This is a genomic window from Blastopirellula retiformator (genome assembly GCF_007859755.1).
GTDB lineage: Bacteria > Planctomycetota > Planctomycetia > Pirellulales > Pirellulaceae > Blastopirellula > Blastopirellula retiformator.
On sequence record NZ_SJPF01000003.1, the window covers coordinates 245,426 to 261,025 of the forward strand.

General features: G+C 59.1%; 12 protein-coding genes. 5 read left to right on the forward strand and 7 right to left on the reverse strand.

The window, feature by feature from the left end; translation table 11 throughout:
- Window positions 1-387 precede the first annotated feature (387 nt).
- Window positions 388-1,512: a calcium/sodium antiporter gene (locus Enr8_RS12770; RefSeq protein ID WP_146432092.1), complete on the forward strand. Its 1,125-nt coding sequence runs from the start codon at window positions 388-390 to the stop codon at window positions 1,510-1,512.
- 130 nt (window positions 1,513-1,642) lie between these two features.
- Here Enr8_RS12770 and Enr8_RS12775 read toward each other — a convergent pair whose 3' ends face one another.
- Together Enr8_RS12775 and Enr8_RS12780 are read right to left on the reverse strand one after the other, a co-directional pair.
- Window positions 1,643-2,212, reverse strand: coding sequence for a DUF1802 family protein (locus tag Enr8_RS12775; RefSeq protein WP_146432094.1), 570 nt, complete (start codon window positions 2,210-2,212; stop codon window positions 1,643-1,645).
- A 167-nt stretch (window positions 2,213-2,379) separates the two neighbouring features.
- Window positions 2,380-3,837: an aminotransferase-like domain-containing protein gene (locus Enr8_RS12780; RefSeq protein ID WP_146432095.1), complete on the reverse strand. Its 1,458-nt coding sequence runs from the start codon at window positions 3,835-3,837 to the stop codon at window positions 2,380-2,382.
- Between the two features lie 383 nt (window positions 3,838-4,220).
- Between Enr8_RS12780 and Enr8_RS12785 the strand changes: the two genes are divergently transcribed.
- Window positions 4,221-6,047 carry an MFS transporter gene (locus tag Enr8_RS12785; protein ID WP_146432097.1) on the forward strand — a complete coding sequence of 609 codons (1,827 nt, stop codon included), beginning with the start codon at window positions 4,221-4,223 and terminating at the stop codon, window positions 6,045-6,047.
- An 18-nt stretch (window positions 6,048-6,065) separates the two neighbouring features.
- On the opposite strand, the gene Enr8_RS12790 is transcribed toward Enr8_RS12785, so the two are convergent.
- The 4 genes from Enr8_RS12790 to Enr8_RS12805 are packed head-to-tail and all read right to left on the reverse strand — an operon-like array spanning window position 6,066 to window position 12,121.
- Entirely contained in the window at window positions 6,066-7,508 is a 1,443-nt protein-coding gene (locus tag Enr8_RS12790) for a DUF1501 domain-containing protein (protein ID WP_146432100.1), read from the reverse strand.
- Window positions 7,509-7,513: 5 nt separating this feature from the next.
- Window positions 7,514-9,928 carry a PSD1 and planctomycete cytochrome C domain-containing protein gene (locus tag Enr8_RS12795; protein WP_146432102.1) on the reverse strand — a complete coding sequence of 805 codons (2,415 nt, stop codon included), beginning with the start codon at window positions 9,926-9,928 and terminating at the stop codon, window positions 7,514-7,516.
- A gap of 15 nt (window positions 9,929-9,943) precedes the next feature.
- The gene (locus tag Enr8_RS12800; RefSeq protein WP_146432104.1) at window positions 9,944-11,551 is read right to left on the reverse strand and encodes a LamG domain-containing protein; all 1,608 of its coding nucleotides are present in this window, start codon (window positions 11,549-11,551) and stop codon (window positions 9,944-9,946) included.
- Between the two features lie 30 nt (window positions 11,552-11,581).
- Window positions 11,582-12,121, reverse strand: coding sequence for a sigma-70 family RNA polymerase sigma factor (locus Enr8_RS12805; RefSeq protein WP_186767624.1), 540 nt, complete (start codon window positions 12,119-12,121; stop codon window positions 11,582-11,584).
- A gap of 263 nt (window positions 12,122-12,384) precedes the next feature.
- Here Enr8_RS12805 and Enr8_RS12810 point away from each other — a divergent pair, with 263 nt between their 5' ends.
- Window positions 12,385-13,416 carry a DUF1559 domain-containing protein gene (locus tag Enr8_RS12810; RefSeq protein ID WP_146433322.1) on the forward strand — a complete coding sequence of 344 codons (1,032 nt, stop codon included), beginning with the start codon at window positions 12,385-12,387 and terminating at the stop codon, window positions 13,414-13,416.
- 42 nt (window positions 13,417-13,458) lie between these two features.
- Window positions 13,459-13,902: a hypothetical protein gene (locus Enr8_RS12815; protein WP_146432107.1), complete on the forward strand. Its 444-nt coding sequence runs from the start codon at window positions 13,459-13,461 to the stop codon at window positions 13,900-13,902.
- A gap of 84 nt (window positions 13,903-13,986) precedes the next feature.
- Here Enr8_RS12815 and mutY read toward each other — a convergent pair whose 3' ends face one another.
- The gene (gene mutY, locus Enr8_RS12820; RefSeq protein ID WP_146432108.1) at window positions 13,987-15,090 is read right to left on the reverse strand and encodes an A/G-specific adenine glycosylase; all 1,104 of its coding nucleotides are present in this window, start codon (window positions 15,088-15,090) and stop codon (window positions 13,987-13,989) included.
- A 142-nt stretch (window positions 15,091-15,232) separates the two neighbouring features.
- Here mutY and Enr8_RS12825 point away from each other — a divergent pair, with 142 nt between their 5' ends.
- Window positions 15,233-15,592, forward strand: coding sequence for a DUF4870 domain-containing protein (locus Enr8_RS12825; RefSeq protein WP_146432109.1), 360 nt, complete (start codon window positions 15,233-15,235; stop codon window positions 15,590-15,592).
- Window positions 15,593-15,600 lie beyond the last annotated feature (8 nt).

Below are 15,600 nucleotides of genomic sequence, written 5' to 3' on the forward strand. Positions count from 1 at the left end.
CCGAATGTCTAATGAAAAAGAAGAGCTTTCTCCGGCATTAGACATTAGCAGTCCGTTGATTTTCTCGACGGACTGCGTGATCGCACGGATGCGCTCCCAAAATAACGACTTACGTCGTTATTTTGGGAGCCGCGAAGAGCTATGCTCTGAGCCTGGCGAGGTTGGAAAATGCCACGAGGGAATTTTTCAACAGGCAGTTAGTGATTCGTCATTAGACATTTTCCCACCGCATTGCCTCGGTCGCACTACGGGCTCGATTCGCGGTTTCTATCCCAAGAAACTCGCTAGCCCACCGAATCCCTAACCTAGTCGGCTTGCTCATCTTCTCTTGCGCCGCCACACTGACGGGCGGTTGCTCAATTCCTTTTGCTAGAAAGCTGCTGCGCCATGCTTTGGCAGATATTCTTGATGATTTTGGGGATGGTGGGGCTGGTCGTCGGTGGGGAACTGCTGGTCCGGGGGGCCGCCAAGTTGGCGGCGCTGGCCGGGATTTCTCCGCTGGTGGTCGGGCTGACGGTCGTCGCCTTTGGAACCAGCGCCCCAGAACTGGCCGTTTCGCTGAGCGCCAGCTTGCAAGGCAATACCGACATCGGCATCGGCAATATCGTCGGCAGCAATATCTTCAATGTTCTGGCGGTGTTGGGGATGTCGGCCTTGGTGGCGCCGCTGGTCGTTTCCAGCCAACTGGTGCGGCTCGATGTGCCGCTGATGGTTGCCCTTTCGTTCTTGATGTTGCTGCTGGGATTCGACGGCGAGATCAGTCAACTCGACGGCGGAATCTTGTTCGGCATTCTGGTCGTTTACATTGGCTGGTTGATTTATCAAAGCCGCAAAGAGCGCAAAGAGGTGCAGGACGAATTTGCCGAAGAGTATGGAACCGATGAAAAGCTGACGGCAGCCGGGCTGTTCTTGCAGTTGGGATATATCGTCGCCGGACTGGTCGCGCTGACCTTCGGTTCGCAGTGGATGGTGAGCGGCGCCAGCGAGATTGCTCGTTACTTTGGGATGAGCGATTTGTTGATCGGTTTGACGATCGTGGCGGTCGGCACGTCGCTGCCCGAAGCGGCCGCGTCGGTGATGGCCAGCATCCGTGGCGAGCGCGACATCGCGGTCGGCAACATCGTGGGAAGCAATATTTTCAACATTTGCTGCGTGTTGGGATTGTCGTCGTTGGCGTCCCCGGCCGGCATACCGGTTTCCGAGGCGGCGCTGACCTTTGACATTCCGGTGATGATCGCGGTGGCGGTCGCTTGCTTGCCGATCTTTGTTACGGGCTATGCGATCGCACGTTGGGAAGGAGCGCTATTCGTCTTCTACTACATCGCCTACACGACCTACCTGATTCTGGAAGCGGTGGATTCCTCGTGGTCGCACCCGCTGGAAGTGATGATGGTCGGGTTTGTGATTCCGCTGACGGTGATCACGTTGTTGGTGACGACGTTTCGGGCGTTGCGGAAGCGATTCAGAAACAGCCCGCAGCGCGAGCAAGGGAATGCGGATTCAAGCGAATGACGAATGTTTGAATCCCAATGTCTAATGTAAGACGAGCGTCTGCTTTTCTTGGCAGTTCCCGCCGCTTTCCGTCGCTGGCGCTGCGGGCTAGTGTTTTGTCTTTCGCGATGCTTGGTCCGCATAGCGGACCCTACGCCAAGAGCGATTCAAACTTTTGTTTCACCGCGGCGAATTGGTCGTCGGTGAGGACCGGTTTTAGGTCCGCGGCTGGCGGCGGTTCGGGCAGTTTGATCCAGCTTTTGCAGCCGGCGATCTCGGGCGTTTCGACGAAGACCTTCGCTTGCGGCGCGGCGTAAATGCGGACCAGGAAGAGATAGAGGCCCAGCTCGCGATAGTGGAACCGCATCCGCAGGGCGTCGTCCGACAGGATGTGCAGTTCTTCAAGCTCGTCTAGCTTCGTCTCTTGCGTGACGTAGCGAACCTGATCGACCTGGGCCAGCAAGTCGACGGCGAAACGGTTGCCGCCAGAGTGTTTGCCTCCGAGTTGATCCAGGATCTCTTGCCCGGCGTCGTTCAGCTGATCGGGCGATTGATGGAACCGCGTCTGCCAAAACCAGAAAGCGTCATGCTCAGCGCGAAACTGATCGTCGTGCTCTTGGATGCCCCCTTTGCGGAGCAGTACGTATTGTTTGCCTGCGCGAAGCGCCGCGCAGACGACGTCCCATTCTTTGATCGCATAGGGGATGTTGGTTGGGGGCATGGTGAGTTTCTTGTTTTATATAGGGGGTGCCGTTGCCACGTCTGCGTGGCAATGAATGCGTTTGGCAAACGTTGGTTCAATTGTACTACAACGTGTGCCACTGCCGGCTTGTCCAGCAGTGGCACATGGGAAAGAGACTCGATTGGTCCCCTGCCCTTCTCTCCAACTCACATTGCCAACTGCTTTTTCGCCAAACGGCCTAACTCAATGATCGCCTGCTCGACTCGGGCATTCGCTTGAATCGCACAGTTCAGTCGCAGGAAATTGCGGAAGCGATCGCCGGGCGAGAACAACACGCCGGGCGCCACGCTGATGTTTCGCTCCGCCGCCTCTTCAAACAGTTGGACGCTATCAAAGCCGCGGGGGAGTTCGATCCAAAGGACCTGGCCTCCTTGCGGGGCGGTGGCTCGCGTTTCTTCGGGGAAGTGCTCGTAGACGCTTGAAGCCACTATGCGGGTTCGTTCGTGCAGCGTCCGCCGCAAACGGCGCAGATGGAGATCGTAACCGGCCGTTTCCAGGTACTTGGCCGCGGCAGCTTGCATGGCGATCGAACCGGCTGGGTTGATCGCAATTTTCGCTTGAACGAATGCGTCTTGATAGATGCCAGGGGCGCACCAACCAACCCGCAGACCGGGCGAAATCGTTTTGCTGAACGAACTGCAGTAGAGCACAAAACCATCGCGGTCGAACGCTTTGAGCGCCTTGGGCCGCACGCCGGTATCAAAATGCAGTTCGCCAAAAATGTCATCTTCGATCAGCGGCAGTTGATGCTGACACATCACATCGACCAGTCGCTTTTTGGCGTCGTCCGGCATGCGGCAGCCGAGCGGATTGTTGAAGTTGGCGACGACCACGGCGCCTTGGATGCGACCTTCCTGGGCAAGCCGCTCGATCGCATCGACATCGACGCCCACTTCAGGATCGCAAGCGACTTCAATCACGCGAATGCCGGTCGTCTCCAGCTTTTCCAAAATGCCAAAGTAGGAAGGGGATTCGACCGCAACCGTATCGCCAGGGCGCAATGCCGCATGCAGCGCCAGGTAAACCGCTTCGCTGGCCCCGGTGGTGGTGACGATCTCGTCGGGCGAGACTTCGGCCCCGGCGTCGATCATTCGCCGGGCGATCTCGTGCCGCAGCGGCGCGTGCCCGATCGGCACGTCATAGCGATGTCCCATCTCGGGAAATCGCTGCAGCGTTTGCATCAGCAAGCGGTTGATCCGCTGCATCGGCAAGAGCTCGACGTCGGGCACCACGGCGCCCAGTTTGATCACCTCCGGCGATGCGAGGACATCATGCAGGCGCCGCGATAGCCGCGAGACGTTGACCCGCAAAGGGCGGATGTTCGAGCGGGACGCTTTGGGGGGCGGCGGAACGCGGAAAGCCGTATCGCGAACAAAGTAGCCCGATTTGGGTCGTGCTTCTATCAGTCCGCGACTTTCGAGCAAGCGATACGCATGCGTGACCGTTGATAGCGAGACCGACATTTGCCCTCGCATGCGGCGAACCGAAGGAATGCGATCGCCGGGGCGCAAGGTCCCTTGCTCGATCAGGCGGGCGATATGGCTAGCAACCTGGTCATAAAGTCGCCTCTGGTCGGCGTTTGACGGAGATGCGTCGTCAGGCATGACAGTTCCCAGTAAGTCGGACCATGACAGATGAGAAAACATCATCTGTCATGGTAACAAAATGCATTTTGTGCGCCTGTACCCATTGCCAGAAAAGCCGAATACTTAGACATCGTCCCCGAAGTTCCCTTTTGCTGGAGACCCCAAATCATGTTCTGGACGTCCGTTTGCCTGGTTGTTTTCGGTTTCTATTTGTTAATGTGTCTGGCCACGGTCCTTTATTGGGCGGTATTATCGATAAGCGGCGGAGTTCGGCGAAAGCCGGACGCGTCGCTGACGTGTCGCGTTCATAAGGCGTCGCGGCCCGGCGCTCGAGAAGAGACCTGCCAGGCCGAATAGCTTGCGGTCGCCTGCGACGCCTAGTTTCCACCCCATGGATGACGATGGCTAAAGGCTTGCTGGCGGCGATCTTCCGAAAGCGACCAGGCGTCCGCCGGATGTCGGCGTGGAACCTGCGCGAGACGACGACCCTGGTGGCGGTCATCGCGATTCTGGCTGGCATCGAATGGGTCGGCCGGAACGACTCGACCGAACTAAAAGACCTGGCCTTTGCGATCTTGCTAGTAACGACGGTCCGCCTGGTCTTCTCGCGTTACTTTTGCCGTCGGGTACGGTGGGCTTCGTCGCTGTCGCGACAGCTGCGACGGCTGTGGAACCGGATCACTGCGGCCGTGCGGTATGACTGGGGGCTCGACCTACGCCGCTCGCCGGCGATCGATCGCGGGCTGCCGCGACTGTTTCTGATCGCGCCGCTGTTGGCGGTGCTCGCTCTAGCGGTGGCGACGCTCTTCGCCACTTTAAGCGGAGTCACCTTCCGCGAGACCGTGCCGCTGGTCAGCTATCTCGCTTACCTGGCGCCGACGGCGGCGGTATGGGGAGCATTGTTATTGCTGGTGTTTGGGGCGGCCTTCTCGCCAGGCTTTGTGTTGTTTGACGCGCTGCTGGTGTATGGCAAGCGACCAGAGCGGGAGTCGTTTCGCTGGTCGATCGCCTTTGCGTCGGTCGTTGCTGGCGGAGTCTTGGCGCTTACGTTGCTGGCGCCCACCTGGATCGCGACCGCGATTTGGGGTTTTGCGCTGACGCTTAGCTTGGGCGCCAATTGGTTTACGCCGGCTTGGCGGCCTGATTGTTTGTGGCGGAAGTCAGGCAGCGACGTGCGCTCGATGCCGATGTATCTGTTCTTGACGGTGACCGACTTGCTGGTCGGCATGGTTCCAGCGATACCGGTGGCGATTGCTTTGGGAGGCGAAGCGATTGGCCTGCCTTCGCATTTTGAATCGTCGCCGATCAGCACTGGGCTGGGACGCCTGGCGATCTGGTATGGCTCGTTCGCCTATCTCGCTTCGACGCTGTTGATGGAATCGCATTACTTTCTGGCGCGGGTCAGCGATCCTTCGCGGGAAGCGCCGCTACAGCTACATTTCTCCGGCGTCGATCGTCCTCGCCAACGCCGCGAACTGCGACAAGTGGCGCGGCGCAATCGGTGGAAGGTCCGTTTCGCCCCGACGACGCCTGATCGCTTGGACGTGCGACTGCAGATCGCTGAGTCGACTTCCGCGGCGAGCGAGTCAAACGTGATTTGCTTGCACCTGGACGACCTGAAGGCGGAAGAGACGATGGTCCGCATCTTGCGTCGCGATCAGGTGCAAAAGCGGCGGGTATTGGTAAAAGGGATCGAGTTGATCTTCCGCCGCGCGGCGGCTCGTAAGGATCGTGACGGCAGCGGCTATTGGCTGGCGCCGCACTATTGGTTCTTCCCGGGACTGACCCGCGATGTGGTCTCGACCGATGACGCCAATTCCCTCGATGTGATCCCGCCGCTGTATCGCGATGTGATGCCCCGTTCGGTCCGTCATCACTTCTTTGAGATCTGCCAAGCGCTGGGGGTCGACCTGATCTTTGTCGAAGATGGCGTCGACTTCTACGCAGTCCGGCGCGTATTGCGAGTGATGTTTGAGCGGTACGACATTGATGCCGGGCGACGACCGCTGGAAGAAGTCCATTTCTCGGGCCTGCCGAAGGTGCGGGTCCTGATCCACGAGTTCGCGATCGACCAATCGCCGCGCAAGACGAAGTACCCCGAGCCGAGCTACCAGTACCTGGGACGTGCCCGGATCGTGCACATCTACCGCGATCGCGGCGACGACGAAGAAGAAACGCCGACGCCCGAGACGCCGGAGTTTTTGCTGAGCCCCGTCGGCAGCTTCTAGCGACCAAAGCGTAGGGTCCTACGCCAAGACCTCTTTCACCACGCGGGCTGGCTCGACGCCGGTTAGCTTCATGTCGAGCCCTTGGAACTTGACGCTGAAGCGGTGGTGGTCGATGCCGAGCAAGTGGAGCATCGTGGCGTGCAGGTCGCGGACGTGGACGACGTTTTCGACGGCGTTGTAGCCGAGTTCATCGGTCGCGCCGTAGGTGGTTCCCCCTTTGACGGGACCGCCAGCCATCCACATGCTGAAGCCTTTGATGTGGTGGTCGCGGCCGACGCCTCCTTTGCCTTGGAACATCGGCGTCCGGCCAAACTCTCCGCCCCAGACGATCAGCGTATCTTTCAGCATGCCCCGCTGTTTCAGGTCTTGTACCAGAGCATAGGTCGGCTGATCGGTCAGGCCGCAGCAGACGCCCATGAACTTCTTCAGGTCGCCATGGTGGTCCCAGCCGCGGTGATAGAGATGGATGAAGCGAACGCCCCGCTCGGCCAACCGACGGGCGAGCAAGCAGTTTGACGCGAACGAACCATCGCCCGGCGTGGCGCCATACATGTCGAGTACGCTCTGCGGCTCATCCGACATGTCGGTCAGATCCGGCACCGACATTTGCATGCGGTACGCCATTTCGTAGGCCGAAATCCGGGTCGCGATTTCGGGATCTTGCAGTTGATCAAGCCGTTGGCGATTGAGTTGGCCGACGGCGTCGACGATCTGTCGCTGTTGGCCGGCATTGACGCCAGGCGGATTGCGGACATAGCTGACCGGGTCGCCGGTCGAGCTGAACTCGACCCCTTGATAGCGGCTGGGCAAAAAGCCGGCGCCCCATTGTCGCGAGGCGATCGGTTGCGGGTTGCGACCGCCGACGCTACTCAAGACGACGAAGCCTGGCAACTCGTTCGTTTCGCTCCCCAGGCCGTAGTTGATCCACGATCCCATCGAAGGCCGGCCGCTGATTACCGAACCGGTGTTCATGAAGGTGTGGGCCGGGTCGTGATTGATTTGCTCGGTTACCATCGAGCGGACGACGCAGATGTCATCCGCCATCTTGGCGTGCCACGGCAGGAAATCGCTGATCTCGACGCCGCCCTGGCCATACTTCTTGAACTTGGTCATCGCGCCGAGGCATTTCAGCTCTTTGCCTTGTAGCTGAGCGATCGGCTGGCCGGCGGTGTACGATTCGGGCATCGCTTGGCCATCCAAGCGGGTCAGTTCCGGCTTGTTGTCGAAGGTTTCAAACTGCGACGGGCCGCCAGACATGCAGAGAAAGATCACCCGCTTGATCTTCGGCTGAAAGTGGGGCAAACCTGGTTGCCCCGGGATTCCGGCGGCCGGCGCGCTGCCAGCGGCCAGCGAATCGCCAGCGATCAGCGAAGCGAGCGCGGTAGAGCCGAGCCCAAATCCGACGTTGGACAAAAAGGTGCGGCGCGAAACGGCGGCGTCAGCGTAGTGGTCTAGGTTCATGCGACTTAGTTCCGGGTAAGCGTTTCGTCCAGGTTCAAGATCACGCGGGCAACCTGCGTCCACGCGGCAAGTTCGGCGGCGTCCGCCTGCTTGTCGGTCGGCTGCAGTCCGACGTTCAACAGCTCAGCGGCCGCCTTGGGATCGGCCTGGTAGATGTTGCGATTATCGGCAAGCACCTTGGTCAGCACCTCTTGCTCGAGCGGCTGAGCGTCGCGCGACAGAGCGAGCCGGAAGGCGAAGTTGATGCGCTGCGCGTCTTCGTTCGGGCCTTCGGTCAGAATTCGCGTGGCGAAAGCCCGAGCCGCTTCGACAAAGGTCGGATCGTTCAGCAGTACCAACGCGGCCAGGGGCGTATTCGACCGCGGCCGCTGCGCGGTGCATTCTTCACGACTCGGCGCGTCAAACGCTTTGAGCATCGGGTGCAAGAACTGTCGCTGCCAATGGACGTAGACGCCGCGGCGCCATTGTTGGTCGTTGGCGTCGGCGCCGTACTTCCGCTTCGGGAAGTTCAGGTGGCGATAGTAGCCGGCCGGCTGGTACGGTTTGACGCTCGGTCCGCCATATTCCAGGTTCAGCAATTCGCTGACCGCCAGGATGTTATCGCGGACCATTTCGGCCGGCAGGCGATGTCGCGACTGATGGCTGTAATAGCGATTGTACGGATCGGCGCGCCGCACCTCGGCGGTCGTTTGCGACGACTGCTGATACGCGGCGGTCATCACCATCCGTTTGACGATTCGCTTGACGTCCCAGTCGGTCGCAAAGTCGATCGCCAGGTTGTCGAGAAGTTCGGGATGAACCGGGGGCTCCCCCTGACCGCCGAAATCGTCCAGGCTCTTCGACAGACCGACGCCGTAGAACAAGTACCAAAGCCGATTGACCATCACGCGAGCGGTGAGCCCGCCGGCGCCGTTCTCGACGTCGACCAGCCAGTTGGCCAGATCCAGCCGCGTGGCGCGATCGCCGCTGGCACTGACCTCGCCCAGAAACTCCGGAATCGCCGGGGTCACAATCTCGCCGCTGTCGTCCAGCCAGTTGCCGCGGGGAAGCACCCGCATCTCACGCGGTGCGATCGACTCGGTCACCATCGTCAGTCGGGCGGCGTCGTTGAGCCGCTTGATCGCGTCGACCAGCTTCTTTTCTGCGGGCGACATGGGCGGCTTTTTCGCCGCTTCCTGCTCTTTTTTCTCGTCCGATTTCACGGCGACTTCGGTTGTCGTTTCGTTGTCTCGCTTGCGGCGCAGCTCGGATAGTTCCGCTTCCAGGCGAGCCAGTTCGGCCCGCTCGCGGCGGGTGTTGACCTTGATCTCTGGCGGCCGCTTGGTCGGCAGGGCGTTGGTTCCTTGGGTAAAGTGCCGCGCTTCGTCGACGTCGGCGAAGAAGGCGCCCAGGGCGTAGAAGTCTTTGATCGAGTAGGGATCGTACTTGTGGTCGTGGCACTGCGCACAGCCGACCGTGGCGCCCATCCAGACCAACGAAACGTTGCGGACGCGGTCGGCGGCGTAGATCGCCAGGTATTCCTTCTGCTGCAGGCCCCCTTCGTGCGTCGTTTGCAACAGGCGGTTATAGCCGGTCGCAATTTTCTGATCGATCGTGCTGCCGGGCAACAAATCGCCGGCCAGTTGTTCGCGGGTGAACTGGTCAAACGGCAGATTGTCGTTCAGCGCGTCGAGCACATAGTCGCGATAGGGCGAAATGTTGTGATCCTGATCGCCGTGATAGCCGACCGTATCGGCGTAGCGGACCAGGTCGAGCCAATAGGCCGCCATTCGTTCGCCGTAGTGCTGCGAAGCGAGAAGCCGGTCCACGACCTTTTCAAAGGCGTCCGGCGAGTCGTCGGCGAGAAACGCGTCGACGTCCTGGGGCGTGGGCGGCAGACCAGTCAAGTCGAACGTTACGCGGCGGAGCAGGGTCACCTTGTCCGCAGCGGCAGCAGGCGAGAGGTCGACCGACTTCATCTTGTCGAGTAGAAAGCGATCGATCTCGGTTTGCGACCAGGCGTCGTTGTCAACCGTCGGCGCGGCGTGCGGCTGCGGCGTCACATAGGCCCAGTAAGGCGCATACTCGGCGCCTTCTTCAATCCACCGCTTCAGCAGCGCTACTTCCGCGGGCTTCAGCTTTTTGCCGGACTCATGCGGCGGCATTTGCAGATCGGCGTCGTCGCTGATGATCCGCTGATAGAAATCGCTGCCGTCGAGATCGCCGGGGATGAGGGCATATTCTTTGGCCGACGCTTCTTCGTCCAGCCGCAGATCGGCCTGGCGATGGGCCGAGTCGGGACCATGGCAGTAGAAGCAATTCTCCGAGAGAATCGGCCGCACGTCTTGGTTGTAGTCGAGCTTTTTCTGCGCTGCGGCCGGCGCTGCGATCAGCAGCGGCAAGGCAAGGCACGCGAATGTCGAAAGGGATTTCATGGGCATGGCGGGAAAGGAGGATTAGCGAGGGGATGGGCCGGTCATGATTTGGTAGTGGCGCTCTACGTCTTTGTCCGACAACGCGTGCGAGTAAATCGCAACTTCATCGACATTTCCGTCAAATTGGCGTTCGGCTCGAATCGTATCGAGTTGACCTAGAACTGCGGTGTAAGCTCCCTCGTCCTCAAATTCAAGCACGTCGAGAACCTGGCGCCGCTTTCCGTTAAGATAGAAGGAGATCCCCGTCTTCGATTTCACCGCCACCACGTGATGCCATAAGCCGGGGGTGCAGCTGTCGGCGCTAAAAATGTTCATGCCGCCATCGAACGTGGTGGAGGGATAACGATATAGAAAACGCATCGTCGCCGGACGATGAACGAGGTTCGTTTGGTTTGCGAATTCCAGAACCGTCAGGTGAAGCTCCCTTTTCTCGTCGGTTTGCGTCGATGGCAAGAGCCCGAGGATCGTTCCCCAACGCATGCGGTTAGGACGGACCCACATCTCAATGGAGAATTCGCCAGAGTTGAGACCAGGAATCGGTTCGGTAAGTTTGAAATACCGGGAACGCTCGCTGGGCTTGAATTGGAGAGAGCCCTGTTCGATTCTTACCGAATCATCGTCGCTGTGGATCAGACCTGCGTAGCGCTGCGAAATGGTGTTGCGGATCAGATCGCCTTGTTGCTGCTCTGGGTCGAAACGCCAGTAAACGAGTGGATTGTCGGCCTGAATCGCGGCGGCGTACTGATCACTCGAGCTGAGTTGCACGTCATCAATGGGCAAAACGCGAATGCGATCCGTATCGGCGAACGTTGCGTCGACCAATTCAATCGACTTGCCCTGGAAGCGAGCCGATTGTTCGGAACGGGCCATTTCGTTCCAGAGCGTATCTCCACTTTCCCCTAAAAGCGACGTCATCACCTCACCTTCGTAGACGTCGATTTGCGCTTGGTTGGAAGACATGGTGGAGTAAACGAATTCGCTCGCTCCAGACGCGATCGCCGAGATGGGACCGTTCAGCGTAAAGTTGCTGACGTTGGGCGGAACAATTGCCGCGGCATGCCCATGAACCAGCGTTGCGCTGTCTTGCGCCAGGAGATGGATTTCGGTTGGTCCGCTCAAGCGGATCGCGACGCCAGAAAGGAACTCCAGCTGCAATTCTCCTCCGTTGATGCGAAGCGAGCCCGGCTTGACCCGATCGCCAATCTGAATTGACTTGTCGTCGAGAGGAAAGTCTTCTGAAACTTGCGTCACGATAGCGACTGGTTTTAGACCGCGAAGCTGCGCCTCGACGTATTCCAGTCTGAGCGGAGCGGATGCGACCGGAGAGTCGCGCAGCAGCACCAATGCGAGCATCGCTGCGAGCAGTAGTAACGACGCGGCGAGCGCCAGCGTCGCCGGCAGAAAATAAGGAGTCGGGTGCACCGTCGCCGTTGCGACCTGAGGCGTGCAAAGTTGGTTTTCGATCTCGGCGTCAAGCTCTACTTGCTCGACATAGGCCTGGCGAAATTCAGGATCGTTCAGCAGGCGCCGCTCTAACGAAACGAAGTCGGTCGAAGACATTTCGCCGGTCGCCAGTTGAGCGAACAGGCGAGCCGCTTCTCGATCAAGTTGGTGAGCTGGCTGAGGCATCGATTTTGATTTGTTAGGCGAGATATCCAACTACTCTTCTAGCAGCTTCGCATGATGCCGGACGCACTGCGACAACTTCTCACGAATCCGATCCAAGCGGCGGTACAAGGACTTTGCCGTGATTTTCAACTCTTCGGCCACAGCGCCAATCGTCTCACGCGATTCGTAACGACTTCGCAACAAATTGCGTTCGCCGGGCGGCAGTTTCTGCAGGCATGCCTGTAAGGCCCGATTGCGACGCTCAAGCGTCGTGCTCGACGCGGAATGCGTATCGGCAATCGCCTGAAGCGTCTCTTCGCTAAATATCATTCGGCGACGAGCCGCGTTGCGACGAAACTTGAGGATCTCGAAGTAGGCGAAACGCTGAGCCCACGGGAGGAAGTCGCGCTGTGGATCGTATTCTGCAAACTTTTCCCATAACAAGATTGCCGTCGATTGGTAAATCTCCTCCGCATCCGCCAGATGTGGAATCATACAGCGGATATAACGCATCAGCGGCCGTTCATGCTTGACGATTAACTCAACAAAGGTCGTTGGATCGGCGTTGTTAACGGGAAGATTCTTTGACATCGCGTTGCTGGCGACTGGGGTGGGAAGAGCCGGATGCCGCTCCTCTTTGTATTCTCCCCGAATGATCGGGTTTCCCCGGCATAAAACTGCCATCGCCGCGAAAAGATCCCGAATTCCTCAGGATAACGGTCTCCACGAGATGTGAGTAATATTTTAAATTTTTTAGGGGAATTGTGTCCCTGCCGGCGGAATAGAAGTATCGACACGGGAGTTTGGTCCTGTGGCGGCTCTCCTCTCTTCATCTTTTCGTTCGGAGATTCTCGATGAAACAGGTCCGTTTTCGTCGCGGTTTCACCTTGGTGGAACTGTTGGTCGTGATCGCAATTATTGGAGTGCTGATCGCGCTTCTGTTGCCAGCAGTGCAGCAAGCTCGGGAAGCGGCTCGCCGCATGCAGTGCAGCAACAATCTAAAGCAGCTGGGGCTGGCGCTGCACAACTACCATGATCAGTTTTTGGCGTTTCCGCCTGGTAGCGTGAGTTCGACGGTACCGCGGAACGGGGGAAGCAGTGGAAACAGCTTTGGCCCAAGTTTCTATGGCATGATGCTGGCCTTCTTTGAACAACGTTCGTTGTACGATCAGATGGTCTGGGTTGGCGAGTCGCCAGGCTATATCGACGAAGGCTCGGGGAGCGCTGGTGACCAGAACAAGGGGCCGGTACTTGCCGCGGGGCCGATTTCGGCAATGCGCTGTCCTTCGTCAGCAGGACCAGAGTCGAATGGGTACGAATCGTTTGCGCACTACGCAGGGATCTCGGGATGTGCTGAGCCTACCTCCTTCACAGAATCGCGGATTGCGACTGTGACCGTGGGTGGGCAGCCCACATTGGTTTCTGGCGGCGGCATGATGTTGCCCAACTATTCCACCAGCTTCAATTTCTGTACCGATGGCTCCTCAAACACCGTGATTCTGGGAGAGATGTCGGGCGGCCTGATACGTCTGGACAACGATCGCAGCTATCCCACGGCCTCTGGTACCGACCATGGTTGGTTGATGGGAAATCGTGTGACCGGCTATCCGCCCAATCTAGACTCCGGGGCGAACAGCAGCGACATGCGATGTTTCAACACCAACACCATTCGCTATTCGCCCAATCAGGCTCCCTTCGCTTATCAGCTGTTTCCTGGCATGGCGAGCAACGTCGGCGCCAACAATCCGTTGAGTTCCGAGCATCCCGGGGGCGTTATGACCGCGTTCGCGGATGGATCTGTTCAGTTCATCCCCGATACCGTCTTCCTTGAAACGCTCAAGCAATTGGCGACCCGCGACGATGGTCAGGTCAATGCCCAGTTTTAAGCTCCGTTCCGCTGAATTCACTTCTTGTAGGCGAATCCTCCTATGAATTTCAAGAGTTTCTTAATCGTGGCGATCGCCCTGATGACGTTGGGGTGCAATAGCGCGAAGGATATGGGGCCAACAGGTCGAGTTAGCGGCGTGTTGAAGAACAACGGGCGGATTTTGTCGCCCGCAACGCAGGTTGTCTTCTTGCATTCGTTAAACGGTACCGCCGCCTATGGCGGTACCGACGAGCAAGGCGCCTTCTCGATCGACTCGCTGAATGACGGCGATCTTCCGATTGGCGTCTATCGCGTCATGATTCAGCCCCCTGAATCGCAACTTGGCATGGAAGACGAACTGTCCGCCGAGGAGATGCTGGAGAATTCGGCGAAGCCGAAAAAACAGGTCGCGGAGTTTCCCTTCAAGTATCGCCAGCTTTCGACGAGCGGATTGGAATTTGACGTGAAGGAGGGCGACAATCAGTTTTTGATCGACCTGAAGTGACAAGCGTCTCCGCTGGCAGTTTGATGGGCAGGCCCAACCGAACGCCAAGAAGGGGACCTGCACGACTCGCTTGCGCAAGCCTAACTATTTCGCCAACAGCCGGGCAATTTTCCGCCCGGTCGTGCTCAGGGCGAAGTCGTGCAGCTGATCGACCGCCGCCCAGACCAGCGGGGCGGTTTCGTCTTTGCGCAGACGGCCGGACGCTCTTTCCGCTTCGTGACAGTGGAGCGTGATCCGGTAGCGGGTTACGCCATGTTTGATGGTCGTTAGCCGAGAACCGATAGCGGCTGACAGGCCGGTGCGTTCTTGCAGTTGCGACGCCAATTGGCCGCTGACCAGATCGGCCTCACTGGCGACCTGAAAGCGGGGGAAGTCCCACAGCCCGGCCCAGCGCTCGCCTTCGCCACATTGGCGGAGTAGGACTTCTTTCTTCCGCCGTACGACGATCGCCACCTCGACGCGGTCTTCGTACTGCATCTTCTTTTTGGGGGCCGGGATCTGGGCGACGGCGTTTTCCTGGCGGGCTTGGCAGAGCGTCGCCACCGGACAGGCGTCGCACTGCGGATTGCGGGGCGTGCAGATCTCGCTCCCCAGTTCCATCAGCGCTTGGTTAAAGCTGCTGACGTCGGAAGTGGGCAGGATATGCTCGGCAAATTGCCACAGCAGCCGCTGGCCGGGGGTCTTGGTCGGATCTTCGCGATAGGCGAGCAGCCGCGCGTGCAGGCGAATGGTGTTCGCTTCGAGGATCGGCGCCTGGGCGTCGTAGGCGATCGAGCAAATGGCGCCGGCCGTGTAGCGCCCGATGCCTGGCAGCGCGAGGACATCGTCAAAGTCGCGGGGGAACTGGCCGTCATGCTCGGCGACAATCTCTTGCGCGGCGGCGTGCAGTTGGCGAGCGCGGCGATAGTAGCCGAGCCCTTCCCACAGCCGCAGCACTTCGGCCTCGTCGGCGGCGGCCAGATCGGCGACCATGGGGAAGGCGGCGATGAACCGCTGGAAGTACCCCCGGACCGTAGCGACCTGCGTTTGCTGCAGCATGATCTCGCTGATCCAGATGCGATACGGATCGCGATTTTCGCGCCAGGGAAGATGGCGGGCTGCGCCGGCGTACCAGGCGAGAATCTGTCGCTGAAACTTCCGCCGCCAGGGGGCGTCGGGTAACGGGGAAGAAGATGCGGAAGCGTCCATGCGTAGTGAGCGAGCGTTTTGATTTCGGAGGCGGTTTACGGGTAAAGTATAGCGGAAGTCGCGAACATTTTTTCGGCAAGATTTCGCCTGCGGGGGCGAATCTCTTTCCGATCGACGAAATCCCCCCCACTGAAGAGATCCGATGGAACCGGAAATCCCTGAATCTGAACAACGCACGCTGGCGATGCTCTGCCATCTCCTCTCGTTTTCCGGCTATGTCGTCCCGATTCCGCTGGTCAACGTGATCGCGCCGCTGGTGATGTGGATGATGAAAAAGGATGAATCGCCGTTCATCGATCATCACGGCAAAGAGTCGATCAATTTCCAGCTGACGATACTCATTTATGCGATCATCGGCGTCGTTTTGACCTGTGCCTTTGGCGTGGGAATTGTGGTGTTGATCCTGGTGGGGGCCTTTGCCATCGTCGCTCCGATCATCGCCGCGGTCAAAGCGAATGAGGGGGTGTGGTACCAATATCCGTTGTGCATTCGGTTCTTCTAGCTGCCTGT

Coding starts and splice junctions, on each gene's coding strand:
- Enr8_RS12785 (WP_146432097.1), top strand. CDS start 4,221: ATGGCTAAAGGCTTGCTGGCGGCGATCTTCCGAAAGCGACCAGGCGTC.
- Enr8_RS12800 (WP_146432104.1), bottom strand. CDS start 11,551: ATGCCTCAGCCAGCTCACCAACTTGATCGAGAAGCGGCTCGCCTGTTC.
- Enr8_RS12825 (WP_146432109.1), top strand. CDS start 15,233: ATGGAACCGGAAATCCCTGAATCTGAACAACGCACGCTGGCGATGCTC.
- Enr8_RS12775 (WP_146432094.1), bottom strand. CDS start 2,212: ATGCCCCCAACCAACATCCCCTATGCGATCAAAGAATGGGACGTCGTC.
- Enr8_RS12815 (WP_146432107.1), top strand. CDS start 13,459: ATGAATTTCAAGAGTTTCTTAATCGTGGCGATCGCCCTGATGACGTTG.
- Enr8_RS12780 (WP_146432095.1), bottom strand. CDS start 3,837: ATGCCTGACGACGCATCTCCGTCAAACGCCGACCAGAGGCGACTTTAT.
- Enr8_RS12795 (WP_146432102.1), bottom strand. CDS start 9,928: ATGCCCATGAAATCCCTTTCGACATTCGCGTGCCTTGCCTTGCCGCTG.
- Enr8_RS12770 (WP_146432092.1), top strand. CDS start 388: ATGCTTTGGCAGATATTCTTGATGATTTTGGGGATGGTGGGGCTGGTC.
- Enr8_RS12810 (WP_146433322.1), top strand. CDS start 12,385: ATGAAACAGGTCCGTTTTCGTCGCGGTTTCACCTTGGTGGAACTGTTG.
- Enr8_RS12805 (WP_186767624.1), bottom strand. CDS start 12,121: ATGTCAAAGAATCTTCCCGTTAACAACGCCGATCCAACGACCTTTGTT.
- mutY (WP_146432108.1), bottom strand. CDS start 15,090: ATGGACGCTTCCGCATCTTCTTCCCCGTTACCCGACGCCCCCTGGCGG.
- Enr8_RS12790 (WP_146432100.1), bottom strand. CDS start 7,508: ATGAACCTAGACCACTACGCTGACGCCGCCGTTTCGCGCCGCACCTTT.